This window comes from Streptomyces sp. NPDC048248 (assembly GCF_043201875.1).
Taxonomy (GTDB): Bacteria; Actinomycetota; Actinomycetes; order Streptomycetales; family Streptomycetaceae; genus Streptomyces.
The window spans coordinates 32,724-47,853 of record NZ_JBICZL010000005.1 but is presented as its reverse complement, the minus strand read 5'-3'; the positions used below and the strand labels follow the sequence as shown (position 1 = coordinate 47,853).

Genomic DNA, 15,130 nt, shown 5'->3' with positions numbered 1-15,130 from the left:
CGCTCGTGGTGCGGCATCTCTTGGTCGTGCCGTTCGTTCGCCAACCCGCTCGCCTGCTTCCGTACTTGCGTCCATCCCACTGAGCACGTTCGTCTGCGGCGCCGTGGCGCGAGCAGCAGCGGGGTGCGCTGCGCACGCGGTGACGCCAGAAGCACCCGTGTACGAGGTCAGCCGCGCCGGGTGGCCCGACACTAGAACCACGGCCAGAAACGGAACAAGGCTTCCGACATGCGGGATTCGCCTGGTGGGCGAGGGGGTGGCGCAGCTCCTTCCGGTGGCCGGAAATGCCCAGGTCACGGCGTGTTCGGGCGCCGCCCGAGGTGGCGTAACCTCGCGGAAACATGGCGCCGCGTGCCTGGTGGGGACGACATCGCGCCATGGGAAGCTCGCAAGTCGGACGACGAAGGCTCACTCCGGCCGCACCCCCGCGGAAGCACCCACACCGCCCCCTCCTCCGCTTGTCGCCGAACAAGGTGCAGACGGCAGCTTTATCTGATCACGGCGGCCCCTGTCCGGGAGGCCGGCGGGCCCGCTGGTCGTCGAGAGCCGGCACGGCAGGCGCCACGACCTCGTGGTGCGGGTCGACAGCGCCGCAGAGCTGCGGAACCTGGCCGAGGTCTGGCCTCACGAGCCGGTGGTGGTGCAGAGTTCACCGCCACCAGCGGCTGGACCACAAGCTGTGGGCGATCGACGGCCACCTCTTCGCCGGGCTGCGCCGCTCGGAGCTGGCGCCGAACGTACGCGGGCCGACACTGACGCTGCCGAGCGGTGGCCTCCCCGCCGGATGGGGAGCGGCGGAGGGGCCTTCGGGCTAGACGTCTATGGCGTGGACCTGCTGGATTCCGGCGGTGGCACACCACTGATCACCTGATCTTGGGCGCAGGCCCCTGCTTTGGCTGGAGGTTAGACCATCCTAAAACTCTGACCTGCAATGGTGACGTTAGAATTGGTCAACTTTCCGCCCTTGAGGGGGTGTTGTCATGCTGTCCGGTCGTAAGTACCGTCTCGCGCTCGATGCTGAGCAAGAGTCGATGTGTGAGGAGTTCGGGAACATCTGCCGGGCGGTGTGGAACACCGGACTCGACCAGCGCAGGCAGTACCGGCGGCGTGGTGCGTGGATGAACTATGTCCCTCAGGCCGCCGAGCTGGCCGACGCCAAGCGCGAGCATGAGTGGTTGAAGGCCGCGCCGTCGCACGTCTTGCAGCAGGCCCTCAAGGACTTGGACAAGGCGTGCCGGGATCACGGCACATTCAAGGTCCGCTGGCGGTCCAAGGCCCGCTGGTCCCCTTCGTTCCGGTTCCCTGCCGGGAATCTCATTACCGTGGAACGCCTCGGCCGCAAGTGGGGCCGGGCCAGGCTGCCGAAGCTGGGCTGGGTTACCTTCCGGTGGTCCCGTCCCCTGGGCGGCGAGGTCAAGTCGGCAACTGTGTCCCGCAAGGGCAGGCACTGGTGCATCTCCTTCCTCGTCTCCAGCGAGGAGATGACACCTGAGCAGCACGCCCTGCCGGACACCGCGGTCGGGATCGACCGCGGTGTGAAGGCGGCCGCGGTCACCTCAGACGGCGACTTCTTCGACCGCGAGTTCGTCACCCCTGGCGAAACGAAGCGGTACCGCAGGCTGCAACAGCAGCTTGCCCGCACCCGCAAAACCAGCCGCAACAGGGCCAAGGTCCGCGCCCGCATGAACCAGATCGCGGGCAGGGTGTCACACCGGCGTGGGGACTTCTGCGCCCAGACGGCCGCGCACCTCACCGCGAAGAACGCGCTGGTTGTGCTCGAAGACCTCAAGACACGCAACATGTCGAAATCGGCGGCCGGCACGGCAGCCGAGCCGGGTACAGGTGTCGTCCAGAAGCGGGGCCTGAACCGCTCGATACTCGACAAGGGCTGGCACCGCCTCGAACTCGCCCTCACGAGCGCGGCCCGGTACACGGGCACTGTGCTGGTGAAGGTAAACCCCGCGTACACCTCGCAGCGGTGCTCCGCCTGCGGCTTGGTCACCGAAGGGAACCGAGAGAGCCAATCGGTCTTCGTGTGCAAAGCCGCAGGCTGCGGACACCGAGCTCATGCCGACGTGAACGCCGCCGTCAACATCCGCAACGCGGCAGGACATGCCGTGTCAGCCTGTGGAGACCTCGGTATCAGCCGGTCTGTGAAGCAGGAACCCGTAGGCCGGGCGACCGGCCAAACCCCCGAGAAGGGGAATCCCCCTCATTCATGAGGGGGAGGACGCCAACGTGGATATCAACGCCTTCCCCGGCATCCGCGGCCAGGCCGGGGCGCCGGAGGCACTGGCGGAACTGTCCCTGCGCGCCGCCGCGGGAAGTTCCTTACGTGGTACGGGACTTCAGGACCGGCCGCGGACAGCCGCAGTCCCCCGCACCTCCCTGCCGCTCATATCAACATCCCGGCCCGGCAGCAAGTCCTCGTAAGGAGTGGGCTACCGCGAAGTGGCCACGGGTAGTGCTCCTGCGACCAGGGGGCGTTCCTCGATTCGCCGCGCCTCCGCACGTACCGGGAGAGGCCAGGAACGGTGACACAGCCATTCGAATTGCCGACCTTCTACACCCCGCATCCGGCGCGTTTGAACCCGCATCTGGAAGCGGCGCGAAAGCATTCGAAGGAGTGGGCCCGCGGCATGGGAATGCTGGAGGGCTCGAACATCTGGGACGAGCGTGACCTCAACGCCCACGACTACGCGCTGCTCTGCTCCTACACCCACCCCGATGCCCCCGAGCCGGCGCTCTCCCTGGTGACCGACTGGTACGTATGGGTCTTCTTCTTCGACGACCACTTCCTGGAGAAGTTCAAGCGGACGCTGGACCGCAAGGGCGGCAAGGAATACCTCGACCGGCTGCCGGCCTTCATGCCGATGGACCTGTCCACCCCCGTGCCGGAGCCGACCAACCCCGTCGAGGCCGGGCTGGCCGATCTGTGGGCGCGCACCGTGCCGTCCATGTCCCTGGAATGGCGGGCCCGCTTCGCGGAGAGCACCGAGCACCTGCTCAACGAATCGCTGTGGGAACTGTCCAACATCAACATCCACCGCGTGCCCAACCCCGTCGAGTACATCGAGATGCGCCGCAAGGTCGGCGGCGCGCCCTGGTCGGCCGGCCTGGTGGAGTACGCGACCGGCGCCGAGGTCCCCGCGGCCGTCGCCGGCTCCCGCCCCCTGCGGGTCCTGAAGGACACGTTCTCCGACGGGGTGCACCTGCGCAACGACCTCTTCTCCTACCAGCGGGAGACCGAGGACGAGGGCGAGCTGAGCAATGGCGTCCTGGTGCTGGAGACGTTCCTGGACTGCACCACCCAGGAGGCCGCGGACGCCGTCAACGACCTCATCACCTCACGGCTCCAGCAGTTCGAGAACACCGTCGTCACCGAACTCCCCTCCCTCTTCGTGGAGAAGGGCCTCGACCCGCACGCCTGCGCCGATGTCCTCGCCTACGCCAAGGGCCTCCAGGACTGGCAGTCCGGCGGCCACGAGTGGCACATGCGCTCCAGCCGCTACATGAACGGCGGCGGGACGGCCGCCGACGGACCCTCGGCGCCCTCGGCCGTGCCCTGGTCCCCCTTCTCGGTCGGCGGCATCGGCACCTCGGCGGCGGACCTCAAGACCGCGCTGCGCACGGCCGGCGCCCAGCGCCTGCGCGGCCACACCCACGTCCCGTACAAGAAGGTCGGCCCGTCCGTGCTGCCGGACTTCGACATGCCGTTCACCGCCACGCACAGCTCGCACCTGAACGCGGCCCGGCGCAATATCGTCGGCTGGGCGCACCGCATGGGCCTGCTCGTCGGCCAGCCCGGCGTGCCCTTCTCCGACGTCTGGGACGAGGATGCCCTGGTGAGGTACGACCTCCCCCTGTGCGCCGCCGGCCTGCACCCGGACGCCACCCCGGAAGAGCTCGACCTCAGCTCGCAGTGGCTGACCTGGGGCACCTACGGCGACGACTACTACCCGGCGGTCTTCGGCCGGGCCCGTGATCTGACCGCGGCCAAGGTGTGCACCGAGCGGCTCTCGCTGTTCATGCCCCTCGACTCCTCGACGCCGGCGCCGGAACCGGTCAACGCCATGGAACGGTCGTTGGCTGACCTGTGGGCGCGCACCGCAGGGCCGATGTCCCCCGACGCGCGGGGCACCTTCCGGGCCGCGATCGACAAGATGACGGCCAGCTGGGTCTGGGAGCTGGACAACCAGGCGCAGAACCGTATCCCCGACCCGGTCGACTACATCGAGATGCGCCGCGCGACCTTCGGGTCCGACCTCACGATGAGTCTCAGCCGTCTGGGGCACGGGCGGCAGGTGCCGCCGGAGATCTACCGCACCGGCCCGATGCGGGCCCTGGAGAACTCCGCCTCGGACTACGCGGCCCTGCTCAACGACGTCTTCTCGTACCAGAAGGAGATCGAGTACGAGGGCGAGGTCCACAACGGCATCCTGGTCGTGCAGAACTTCTTCGACTGCGACTACCCGACGGCGCTGGCCATCGTCCACGACCTGATGAACTCCCGGATGCGTGAGTTCCAGCATGTCGCCGCGAACGAACTGCCCATCGTCTATGACGACTTCGACCTCTCCCCGGAGGCTCGCGAGATCCTCGACGGGTATGTGAAGGAACTGCAGAACTGGCTGTCCGGCATCCTCGTCTGGCACCGGGACTGCCGCCGCTACGGCGAGGCCGATCTGCGCCACACCCCGGGCACCCCGATGAGGATCACCGCACTCACCGGACTGGGCACCTCCGCCGCGCGCGTGCTCCAGTCGGCCCTGAGCGCCGGGTAGTGGCCTCGCCCCGGCCCGCCGGAGTCGTGTCCGGCGGGCCGGGCCGGATCACCGGTGCTCGGGATTGGGCTGGTCGGAGCGGCAGCCCGCGTCCCACTGGGAGCGCTGGTTGCCGTGTGCGGGAATGCCGCCTGCCTGCTTGAGCATGGCTGCCACGTGCAGCAGGTTCCAGGTCATGAAGGCCGCGTTGCGGTTGGTGAAGTCGTTCTCGGGGCCGCCGGATCCGGGGTCCAGATAGGACGGGCCGGGGCCGGCCTCTCCGATCCACCCGGCGTCGGCCTGCGGAGGGATGGTGTAGCCGAGATGCTGGAGGCTGTAGAGGATGTTCATGGCGCAGTGCTTGACGCCGTCCTCGTTGCCCGTGACGAGGCAGCCTCCCACCCTGCCGTAATAGGCGTACTGCCCCCGGTCGTTGAGCAGACTGGAGCAGGCGTAGAGACGCTCGATGAACCGCTTGGTCACGGAGCTGTTGTCGCCGAGCCAGATGGGGCCGCACAGCACGAGGATGTCCGCGGCCATGACCTGCTCGTACAGCCGTGGCCAGGCATCGGACTCCCAGCCGTGCTCGGTCATGTCGGGCCAGACGCCGGTGGCGATGTCATGGTCGACGGCACGCAGCACGCTGGTCGTGACGCCGTTCGCCGCCATCAGGGCGGCGCTCTTGTCGATCAGTCCCTCGGTGTTGCTGACCTCGGGGGAACGCTTGAGCGTGCAGTTCACGAACAGGGCGCTCAGGTTGTCGTAGCGGTACGGAGCGGGGGGAACCGCGGCCATCGGGTGGCCTCCTCGGGCGAGCGGTGGAGTGTGCGCTCAGCCTGCTCCGGGAGGGCCCGGCGATCCACCTGACAGGCCGTGAACGGGACCAAAGATGCAAGGGGTGAATATCGGGCGAAGGGGGTGGGCGGGAGCGGGGCGGCCCGCCCTCGTACGGGGGTGCCGCACCTGCGGCGGGCCCGGGTAGGGTCACGCGATCGAGGGGGGTACACCACCCGGGGAGTTGCTGTGATCTGGATAGGTATCGCCGGTTTGGCCCTGGCGGCGGTGTGCGCGTACCTCGCGCGCGCCGCGCACGCGCGCGCCCGCTCGATGGAGTGCACCGAGACGCTGCCGGTGCGGGACCTGAGGTCGCTGCACGAGGCGGCGGCCCGGGCCGCGGGCCCGGGCAACTTCCGGTACCGCTGTGAGGTAGCGGGTCACGCGCGCCCGCACCGGGACGGCGTGCTGCGATCCGAGCTGGAGGAGCTGGAGTGCGTCTGGCACCGGCACAAGATCTCCCGCAAGTACGAGGAGATCTACCGGGACGGCAACGGCAACCGCAAGCGCAGAACGCGCACCGATGTGCTCTCCGAGCACTCCAGCTCCACCGCGTTCTTCGTCGCGGACGCCACCGGCAAGGTGGCGGTGCACCCCGCAGGACACGAGGTCGTCGGCGCGGAGAAGGTCCTCGACCGCTTCGACCCGCTCGTGCCGGGTGCCAACCGCCTCGAACTGGGCCCGCTCAGCCTGAACCTCGGCGGCGGCGACGGCACCTTGGGCTATCTGCGGGAGGAGTGGCTCGTCCGCCCCGGTGGCCGCTGCTACGTCCACGGCGAGGCCACCGACGCCGAAGGCCACCTGGCGATCGTGCCACCGGCCGAGGGCGGCTCCTTCGTCCTGTCGGCCAGGTCCGAGAAGGAACTGCTCCGCGGTGCGAACAACAAGGTGCTGGTCTGCGGGCTGGGCGCCGGGCTCGCGGCGGTGGTGGGAGTCGCGCTGATCGTGATGGCGGTCGCCCGGTGAGGCGCTGCGGACGGGAGCTCCCCGGGTGCAGCGGCCGCGAAAAATCGCTCCTCCGCATCCCTCGTGGTATGCCTGAAAACACCTGAAAACATCGGTTCCGTCTACGTCCGGCCCCCGGAGGCGGGTCCGGTCCGTGGCGCCGTCGCACGGCGCCCGGTCGGTGCCTCGCCGCCGCTCAGGTCGCGCGGCGCACGAGGATTGGCGGTCGACGTCATGCCCGAGCTGCCCGATGTCGAGGAGTTCCGCAGGATCCTGGAGTCCTGTGCGCAGGACCGTCGGATCGAGCGGGTCGAGGTGCACGACGCGGGGGTGCTGCACGACGTGAGCGTGGGCCGTCTCCGCCGCGACCTGGAAGGCCGTACGTTCACCCGGCCCGATCGGCACGGCAAGTGGCTGCTCGCCCGGACCGACGGCCCCACCGTGCTGCTGCACTTCGGCATGACCGGGGAACTGCTGTGCGCCACCCCCGACGACCCGCCCCACGCCCACGACCGTGTCGTCCTCACCGTGGCGGGCGACCGGCAGCTCCGCTACCGCGACCAGCGCAAACTCAAGGGCCTGTGGCTGGCCGACGAGGCCGGCGTCGCCCGGGTACTGGCCGATCAGGGGCCCGACGCGGCCACGGTGGACCGCGCCGCCTTCGACGAGGCGCTCGCCGGGCGGCGCGGCAGCCTCAAGTCCGTCCTGATGGATCAGTCGACCGTGGCCGGACTCGGCAATCTGCTCGTCGACGAGATCCTGTGGCGCGCCCGGCTGCACCCCGCGCGGCCCGCCCGCGACCTCGCCGGCGACGAGAGCGGCCGGCTCCACACGGAAATGCAGGGCACGCTGCGGGAGGCGGTGAGCGCGGGGCGGGTGCCGTCCCCCGCCTCCTGGCTCACCGGCCACCGCGACGATACGGACGCGAGCTGTCCGCGTTGCGGCGAATCCTTGGAGCACAGCCGGATCGCGGGTCGCGGCACCGTGTGGTGCCCGCGATGCCAGCCGGAGGCGCCGTAACGGCTCGCCGCGACATGCGGGTTGTGCAAGGAACCGGATCAGCGGCGGGCGGGCCTGCCGGTGCTGTTCGTCGACGTCAGCGCGAAGAGGTCGCCGCCGCCCGGGGTACTCACGACGCCGCTTCCCACGAGGTCCTTCGGGTGGGCGGCCAGGGGATCTCCCGCGTACCACGCGCCATCTGCCATCTCCTCGGTCCAGCGCCGCCGGTGCGCCGGGTTCCGCGCCGAAAGCAGCCCCGTCCACCGCTCACCGGCGCCGCCGAACAGACGGCCGGCGGCCGCTCCTTGCGCGACCCCGGTCTTCCGCGGGGCCGATTTACGGGGCGATACGACGCCGGCCGGCTCGCTCTCCGGGTCGGCCGCGCCGAGCCGAAGCTGAACGGCGACCCCGTTGGTGTCCTTGAAGTGGGGGTTGCGGCGCGCGGCCGGGATCGGCTGCCACTCGTACGTTTCAAGATCGCGCCGCATCCGCCGCAGGCAGCCCAGTGAGCCGACGCGGAGATACAGGAAGCAGAGGTAGACGAGGAACGTCACGCCCCCGTAGGGGCCGGTCACCTTGTCCGGGCGCGGGCCGAGGCGGTCGGTCCCGGCGAGGACGCTCACCGCGACGAACGAGCCCAGCCACAGAACGGTCCAGAGCGTCAGGCTCCCCCGCACCCGCCTCCGCAACCGCTTCCAGGCGGCCCGGGTCTCGGGATGCTCGAAGGCGCTCCTGCCCGCGACCTGTCGACAGGCTTCCTCCCGGGCCGACTTCAGCCCGGCCTTCGCCCGCACGGCCTCGACACGTGAGGCGTCGTAGGAACGCCCGCCCACAGAGACCTGCGGTTCCCGCCCGTTCACGGATCCTCCCGGTATGCGGCCCTGCCGGGCCGCAAGTGACGTCAGCCCGCCGCGCACTTCCACGAGGCCGCTGCCCAAAGGGCGCTCGGCGCCCTGGCTTTACGCACATATTAGGGGCCGTGCCGAGGGTGCCGAAGAAATCCCATCGCCCCTTCTCCCGCGCTTTTTCGTTGTTCCGGCGACCGGCAAAATGCATTACTCGATACTCAATTCGCAATTCATGTGGATGAGTTGGACAGCTCCGGCGATGGACAGCTCCGGTGATGAAGGGCTTCCGGTGGTGAGGCAAGGGAGGTGCCGTATCGCCTTTCTCCTTCGGGCGCACATGTGACGACGACCGTCGAGCCGCTTCCCACGGCGATTCCCGGCGCGCCGTCCGACTCATCGGGCCACGGACCGCTGAGGCGCCGGTGGCGGAAACGATCCGCTAGGCGATACGCGGCGTCTCGTCATATGTGGCGGGCGACCCTTGCCGAGGGCCGGCCGGGCGTCGCCCGGGCGACCCCGCCGCAGGCGGTTGCCGTGGCCGATAACATCAGTACTGTTGGCGTGGTCCTACGCGCGGCGGTTCTGCCTTGCGCGTCCCTCGGATGCTCGTCGTGACGTGGTCGGGCGGGGGTCATGACGTCATCCGGAAGTGCCTGTACGAAGGCCATCCCCCAATGAGCCAAGGCCACCCGACCCCAGCAGAGGCGTCGATCATGGATTCGGATTCCGTTGCCGCGGCACCGCCACCCGCCAGGGGCATCAGTCTGCGCCAGCTGCTGATGGCGCTGGGGGAGCCGCTGGTGGAGCTGCAGGCAGCCCCCGCGGGGCTGGATGTGGAGATCCGTAGCGTCGCTCTGCTCGACCCCGAGGATCCGCCGCTGGCCCGTCCCGGGGAGCTGATTTTGGCCATAGGGGCCCGGGGCCGTGCCGCGTTCCCCGCGCTGCGCGCGGGCGGCCGGGACGGAGCCGCCGCCGTCGCCGTCAAGCTCGATGCGCCCGCTCAGGCGGCCGCCCTCAGCGAGACCGCCGCGGAGGCCGGCATCGCTCTGCTGACGGTGCGCAGCGAGGCGCGCTGGGAGCATGTGGACGCCCTGGCGCGCGCGGCGCTGGAGGACGTTCCGCAGGGCCCGCCCGGCGAGACCCCCGAGGAAGGGGACCTCTTCGCCCTCGCCCAGACCACCGCCGTCCTCACCGGCGGCATCGTCAGCATCGAGGACACCGCGAACCGCGTGCTGGCCTACTCCCGTTCGAGCGATTCCGAAGAGGTCGACGACCTGCGGCGGCTGTCCATCCTGGGCTGGCAGGGCCCGGAGGCGTATCTGACGCGGCTGCGCAAGTGGGGCGTCTTCCAGCGGCTACGGGCCTCCGACGAGGTGATCCGTATCGACAGCCACCCCGAGATGGGGATCCGCCGCCGGCTCGCGGTGGCCATCCGCTCCGGGGAGCGCCAGCTGGGCACCATCTGGGTCCAGGAGGGCTCGATGCCGCTCACCGAGCGCTCGGAGCAGGCGCTGCTCGGCGCGGCCCGGGTCGCGGCCCAGCACCTGGTACGCCGACGGCGCGAGCTCTCGGCCGATCTGACGCTCACCCGCACCCTGTCCGCCGGGCTGCTGGAGGGCAGCACGGGACCGCAGCCGCTGGCGACCCACCTGGGGCTGGACATCGGCCGCCCGGCCGCAGTGCTGGGGTTCACCTACGGCGCCGAAGAGGCTTCCGGGCCCGAGCTGACGCGCGCCGAGGTCGCGAACCTGATCTCGGTGCACACCGCCGCCCGGCACCGCAGCGCCCTGCTCGCCCAGGTCGATCACCGCATCTACGTGCTCCTGCCGCAGCTGCCGCGCAGTATCGACACCGGCACGCTGCGCGGCTGGGGCGAGGAGATCACCGCCGCGGCCCGCCGGCACCTGGGCATCGCACTGCGCGGCAGCGTGGGATGCATCGTGCCCCGCCTCGACGAGGTGCCGGAGTCACGCCGGGAGGCGGACCGGATCCTCGATGCGATGGTGCGCGTCGGCGTCGCCACGACGGTGGCCGCGCTGCCCGACATACAGGCCGAAGTGCTGGTCAGCGAGTTGCTCGCGTTGCTCTCCGCGCGACCGGACATGCGCGATCCACGGCTGACCGCCGTCGTCGCGCACGACAGCAGGAACCAGGGGCAGCTGGCCGAGTCGATCCTGACGTACCTGAATTCCTTCGGTGACGTGCGGGCGGCCGCCGCCGAGCTGCATGTGCACCCCAACACGCTGCGCTACCGCATCCGCCGGGTCGAGCAGCTGACCGGCCTCGATCTGAGCCGACCCGATCAGCGGCTGCTCGCGATGCTCCAGCTGCGTCTGCCGCCGGCCGGCTGATCCGCCCCGGCCGGTGCACCGGTCCGCCTCGGCCCTGCCTCGCGCGGCGGCATATCGCGCATTCCTCCTAGAATGAGCCATACGCGGCATTGAGGTGACGGGCTGGCGATGATGACGTCGGAGAGCGATCTGCCGGAGGGGGCGGGGCGCGCCTGCGATATCGCGGACGCGGCAACGGCCGAACTGGACGCGGCCGGGCAGGTCGTCGCCTGGACGAGGGCCGCGGAGCGGCTGCTCGGCTATCCGGCGGACGAGATCCTGAACCACCCCGCCGCCGAACTCCTGGCCGTCCCCGAGGACGCCTCGCGCGCCGCCGCCGTGGCGCACTGGTGCCGTGCGGGCGACGGCTGGGGCGGATCGGTGACGGCGCGCCATCGTGACGGACAGCCGCTCCAACTGGCCGTCCAGGTCTCGCCGCTCCTCGAAGCGACCGGCCGCGAACGCTGGTCGCTGCTGGCCCTGGAGGAGTGGCGACTGCCGGGCGGCGGGGTCAACCAGCTGATGCTGGAGCCGTTTCTCGCCCACGCCCCCGTCGGCATGGCCGTGCTGGACACCAGCCTGCGCTACGTCTGGGTGAACGACGTGCTGGAGCGGCTGATTCCGCTGGAGCGGCGGCTGGGACGACAGGTGAAGGACGTGCTGCCGAGGAAGGAGGCGGAGGCGTTCGAGGAGCGGATGCAGCGGGTCCTGGCGAGCGGATCGTCGGTGATGGACTACGAGTTCCGCAGTCCCGCCTATTCCGACCCGCACCAGGAGCGCGCCTACTCGGCGTCCTTCTTCGGTCTTGCGGATCCTCGCGGCCGGCGCGTCGGCATCTGGTACATGGTCATCGACGTCACCGAGCGCTGGCGTGCCCAGGAACGCCTCGCCCTGCTGAACGACGCCAGCGCACGTATCGGCAGCACCCTGGACGTCACGGTGACCGCCCAGGAGCTCGCCGATGTCGCCGTCCCGCAGTTCGCCGACTTCGTCGCCGTCGATCTGCTGGACTCCGTCCTCAGGGGCGAGGAGCCGGACCCGGGGCCCGTCGACGGCACCCCGGTGCTGCGCCGGTCCGGGCAGCAGTCGGTCCGTGAAGGCTGCCCGGAGGCGAGCCTGGCCATGGGAGAGGTGGTCCGGCGAGCGCCGGCCTCGCCCGTGGCCCGCTGTCTGCGCGACGGCAAGACCCTGGTGGAGGCGGTGCTCGATGTCGCCACCAGCGCGTGGGTCGCGGACGATCCGGCGCTGGCCGCCATCATCGACGAGTACGGCTTCCGCTCGGCGATGGTGGTGCCGGTGCGGGCGCGCGGCGTCACGCTGGGGACCGCCACCTTCGTCCGGTCGCGGCGGCAGGGCCCGTTCGAGGAGGACGACGTACGGCTGGCCGAGGAACTCGTCACCCGTGCCGCGGTGTGCGTCGACAACGCCCGCCGCTACACCCGCGAACGCACCGCCGCCCGCGCGATGCAGCGGACTCTGCTGCCGCACGAGCTGTCCGGAGGGTCAGCCCTGGAGGTGGCGTCCTGGTACTTTCCCGCCGACGCGCCCAGCGGGGTGGGCGGCGACTGGTTCGACGTGATCCCGCTGTCCGGGGCCCGGGTGGCACTGGTCGTCGGGGACGTGGTCGGACACGGCATCAACGCGGCGGCCACGATGGGGCGGCTCCGTACGGCGGTCCGTACGCTCGCCCACCTCGATCTGGCCCCCGACGAACTGCTCGCCCGCTTGGACGACTTGGTCATCGGTCTGATGGAGACCCGGAGCGGCGAGGCGCCGTCTGCGGCGGTGGAGCAGGAGAGCGTGGCCGCCACGTTCGTGGGCGCCACCTGCCTGTACGCCGTCTACGACCCCGTCAGCAGGCGGTGCACGCTGGCCCGGGCCAGCCACCTCCCGCCCGCGATCGTCAGCCCGGACGGCGCCGTCGACTTCCCCGAGCTGCCCGCGGGCCCACCGCTCGGCCTCGGCGCCCTGCCCTTCGAATCGGCCGAATGGGAACTGGCCGAGGGCAGTCTGATCGCCCTTTACACCGACGGCCTCATCGAGGCATGCGACCGGGACATCGGCGTCGGGCTCTCGCGGTTGACCAACGCCCTCTCGGGGCCCGGGCCGACGCTGCGGGAGATCGGTGACGACGTCGTCTCGGCCCTGCTGACCGGCCCGCCCTCCGACGACGCCGCGCTGCTCCTGGCCCGCACCCGCGCCCTGGGCGCGGACCAGGTCGCCTCCTGGGACCTGCCGACCGACCCGGCCGTCGTCGCGAGCGCGCGCACCCTCGTCGGCCGGCAGCTGTCGGTGTGGGGGATGGAACCGATGCTGTTCACCACGGAGTTGATCGTCAGTGAGCTGGTCACCAACGCCATCCGGCACGCCACCGGGCCGATCACCCTGCGCCTGATCCGTGATGACGCGCTGATCTGCGAGGTCTCCGACGCCAGCAACACCTCACCGCGGCTGCGCCACGCCAGGACCACCGACGAGGGCGGGCGTGGCCTGCTGATCGTCGCCCAGCTCACCCGGCGGTGGGGCACCCGCTACACCTCGACCGGAAAGATCATCTGGGCGGAGCAGGACCCGTCGTCGGACGAGTCGATGCCTTCGCTGGAGGGGTTGTTGTGAGCCCCGCGCACGGTCATCCGGTGCGCACCACGTCCCGGTCCGCGTCGCCGCGTTGAGCCGCGTCGCGATCCACGGCATGCACCGAGACGCCTGAGCCGGCCCCGGACTCGGCCGCCCCCGCCACATGCCCGCAGCCGTCCCCCGCCGGGACGGGCCATCGCACCAGGCCCCGACCGGGCAGGTCGACGTAGTCGCAGTCGGAGTCGGCGATGACGCGGCGAGGGGCAGCGCCGGTCGCTTGCCCGGTCAGGTGGGCGGTGACGTAGGCGGCGCTCGTCCTGGTGATGTCGCGGGTCAGCCCGAGCGGGAGCAGCGAGCGGGTCTCCGCGATCGCCTCGTCCTCGCCCGCCCGCAGCACCACCCTGACCTCCGGTGCCACGGCGTGCGCGGCGACCGCCACGGCGATGTTGTCCAGCTCGTGGGAGCCGACCGCGACCAGGGCCCGGGCCCGCTCCAGTCCGAGCCGTGCGAGGACTTCGCGGTCCTCACCGTGGGCGAGCACGACGGGTATCCCCATCGACCGCGCCAGCCGGAGATTCGGGGCGGCCGGCTCGCGCTCGACGCCGACGACGGGAACGCCCAGCTGCCGCAGCGTCTGGCAGAGCCGCAGCCCGACCTGGCCGAGCCCCACCACCAGGACATGCCCGGTGCGGGGGAGCACCCGCGGGCCCAGGACGCCGACCAGCCGCGGCCCGAGCAGCCGGTCGACGATGCCCGCGGTGAGCAGCGCCGTGAAGCCCACCGTCACCAGCATCGCGATGCCGGACACCACCTCGTACCCGGGGTGGCCGGGGTGCGCCGCGGCCGGGCCGACCCCGGCGACGACCCGAGCCGCCTCCAGGAAGGCCGTACCGGCCGGCTCGTGGAAGGCGGTGACCAGCCACAACCAGTCCAGGGCCAGCACCGCCGCGATACCCAGCAGTCCGATGAGCAGCAGGCGGGCGTCGGCGTCGTGGGGCTGCAGCTGTTCGCGCAGTCGGCCCAGCAGCGCACGCCGCCGGGCGGTGCCGCTCGGCCGCCACGCCCGCTCCACGAACGCGCCGTCCAGGCGGCGGACCGCCACCGCGCCGTCCCCGTCCTGCCGTACGGCGAGCGTGCCGGCGTCGAGGCACAGGCCGGCCAGCGTCGGTGCCAGGAGATCGGCAGGTGAGACCGCCACGCAGTGGTGGAGCAGGGAGCGGAGCTGCTGTGCCACCGTGCGGTCGAAGACGGTGGCGACGATCTCGACGGAGTCGCGGACATGCCGTACGGCGAGCGCGTAGCGGAGCGCGGACAGGTCGTCGCCCACCAGGACGGCGACGCCTGCGGGGCGTGCGGCGAGCGCGTGCCGCAGCTCCTGGTCGTCCGGTGCGGCGAGGTGCCGGACCGGGCGCCCGCTCTCCCGCAGCGCCGCACAGACCCGGCGCGCCAGGGTGGTCGCCCCGATCACGACCATGCCGTCCACCGCGCCTGGTGGCGCGTTTTCGTCCGGCCGGGGTGGTCCGCCGCCGGTGGTGTCCATGGAGCTCCCTTGGTCGACGAGGTCGGTGGGTTGCTGCACGCGGTTCGACCGGCGGGGACGCCCGGTGTGCGGACGGCCGCCGGGATGCCGGACTCACGCTAGGACGCGGGCCGGCCGAGGCTGCTGTGCCGCCGGCCAAGATCTCCACGACGGCGTTGTCCAGCCGTACGAGCAGGGCTTCCGGGCGTCCGGGACCGGGCCGGCCGACGCCGGATCGCGACCCGTAGGCTGCGCGGAAGAGGCGGCGCGAGGCCCGGCGAAGTCGCCCGGAGCATGCTCAGCCGACGCGGCCCG

General features: G+C 71.2%; 10 protein-coding genes. 7 read left to right on the top strand and 3 right to left on the bottom strand.

Features of this window, described 5'->3' with window-relative positions; translation table 11 throughout:
* Positions 1 to 980: 980 nt before the first annotated feature.
* The 3 genes from ACGFZW_RS11605 to ACGFZW_RS11595 all read left to right on the top strand — a co-directional run bounded on the left by ACGFZW_RS11605 (position 981) and on the right by ACGFZW_RS11595 (position 4,784).
* Positions 981 to 2,222, top strand: coding sequence for an RNA-guided endonuclease InsQ/TnpB family protein (locus ACGFZW_RS11605; RefSeq protein WP_393892889.1), 1,242 nt, complete (start codon positions 981 to 983; stop codon positions 2,220 to 2,222).
* A 16-nt stretch (positions 2,223 to 2,238) separates the two neighbouring features.
* Positions 2,239 to 2,433 (top strand): hypothetical protein, encoded by a 195-nt coding sequence (locus ACGFZW_RS11600; protein ID WP_393892888.1) that lies wholly within the window; start codon positions 2,239 to 2,241, stop codon positions 2,431 to 2,433.
* Between the two features lie 101 nt (positions 2,434 to 2,534).
* Positions 2,535 to 4,784, top strand: a complete 2,250-nt coding sequence (locus ACGFZW_RS11595; protein WP_393892887.1) for a germacradienol/geosmin synthase — start codon at positions 2,535 to 2,537, stop codon at positions 4,782 to 4,784.
* A gap of 48 nt (positions 4,785 to 4,832) precedes the next feature.
* Here ACGFZW_RS11595 and ACGFZW_RS11590 read toward each other — a convergent pair whose 3' ends face one another.
* Positions 4,833 to 5,558: a flavodoxin family protein gene (locus ACGFZW_RS11590; RefSeq protein ID WP_393892886.1), complete on the bottom strand. Its 726-nt coding sequence runs from the start codon at positions 5,556 to 5,558 to the stop codon at positions 4,833 to 4,835.
* Positions 5,559 to 5,786: 228 nt separating this feature from the next.
* On the opposite strand from ACGFZW_RS11590, the gene ACGFZW_RS11585 reads away from it, so the two are divergent.
* Complete coding sequence (locus ACGFZW_RS11585) at positions 5,787 to 6,563, top strand: GIDE domain-containing protein (protein ID WP_393892885.1); 777 nt, start codon at positions 5,787 to 5,789, stop codon at positions 6,561 to 6,563.
* A gap of 213 nt (positions 6,564 to 6,776) precedes the next feature.
* Positions 6,777 to 7,562 (top strand): Fpg/Nei family DNA glycosylase, encoded by a 786-nt coding sequence (locus tag ACGFZW_RS11580; RefSeq protein WP_393892884.1) that lies wholly within the window; start codon positions 6,777 to 6,779, stop codon positions 7,560 to 7,562.
* A gap of 38 nt (positions 7,563 to 7,600) precedes the next feature.
* Here the strand turns inward: ACGFZW_RS11580 and ACGFZW_RS11575 are convergent, their stop codons facing one another.
* Positions 7,601 to 8,401 (bottom strand): hypothetical protein, encoded by an 801-nt coding sequence (locus tag ACGFZW_RS11575; protein WP_393892883.1) that lies wholly within the window; start codon positions 8,399 to 8,401, stop codon positions 7,601 to 7,603.
* 701 nt (positions 8,402 to 9,102) lie between these two features.
* Between ACGFZW_RS11575 and ACGFZW_RS11570 the strand changes: the two genes are divergently transcribed.
* Entirely contained in the window at positions 9,103 to 10,740 is a 1,638-nt protein-coding gene (locus tag ACGFZW_RS11570) for a helix-turn-helix domain-containing protein (RefSeq protein ID WP_393892882.1), read from the top strand.
* 108 nt (positions 10,741 to 10,848) lie between these two features.
* On the top strand, positions 10,849 to 13,335 hold the full coding sequence (locus ACGFZW_RS11565; RefSeq protein WP_393892881.1) for a SpoIIE family protein phosphatase: 2,487 nt from the start codon (positions 10,849 to 10,851) through the stop codon (positions 13,333 to 13,335).
* A 13-nt stretch (positions 13,336 to 13,348) separates the two neighbouring features.
* Here ACGFZW_RS11565 and ACGFZW_RS11560 read toward each other — a convergent pair whose 3' ends face one another.
* Positions 13,349 to 14,836: an NAD-binding protein gene (locus ACGFZW_RS11560; protein ID WP_393892880.1), complete on the bottom strand. Its 1,488-nt coding sequence runs from the start codon at positions 14,834 to 14,836 to the stop codon at positions 13,349 to 13,351.
* Between the last annotated feature and the right edge of the window lie 294 nt (positions 14,837 to 15,130).

What these genes read in the sequence shown, in the direction of transcription:
- ACGFZW_RS11580 (WP_393892884.1), top strand. Translation starts at nt 6,777, where the DNA reads ATGCCCGAGCTGCCCGATGTCGAGGAGTTCCGCAGGATCCTGGAGTCC.
- ACGFZW_RS11560 (WP_393892880.1), bottom strand. Translation starts at nt 14,836, where the DNA reads ATGGACACCACCGGCGGCGGACCACCCCGGCCGGACGAAAACGCGCCA.
- ACGFZW_RS11570 (WP_393892882.1), top strand. Translation starts at nt 9,103, where the DNA reads ATGGATTCGGATTCCGTTGCCGCGGCACCGCCACCCGCCAGGGGCATC.
- ACGFZW_RS11605 (WP_393892889.1), top strand. Translation starts at nt 981, where the DNA reads ATGCTGTCCGGTCGTAAGTACCGTCTCGCGCTCGATGCTGAGCAAGAG.
- ACGFZW_RS11590 (WP_393892886.1), bottom strand. Translation starts at nt 5,558, where the DNA reads ATGGCCGCGGTTCCCCCCGCTCCGTACCGCTACGACAACCTGAGCGCC.
- ACGFZW_RS11565 (WP_393892881.1), top strand. Translation starts at nt 10,849, where the DNA reads ATGATGACGTCGGAGAGCGATCTGCCGGAGGGGGCGGGGCGCGCCTGC.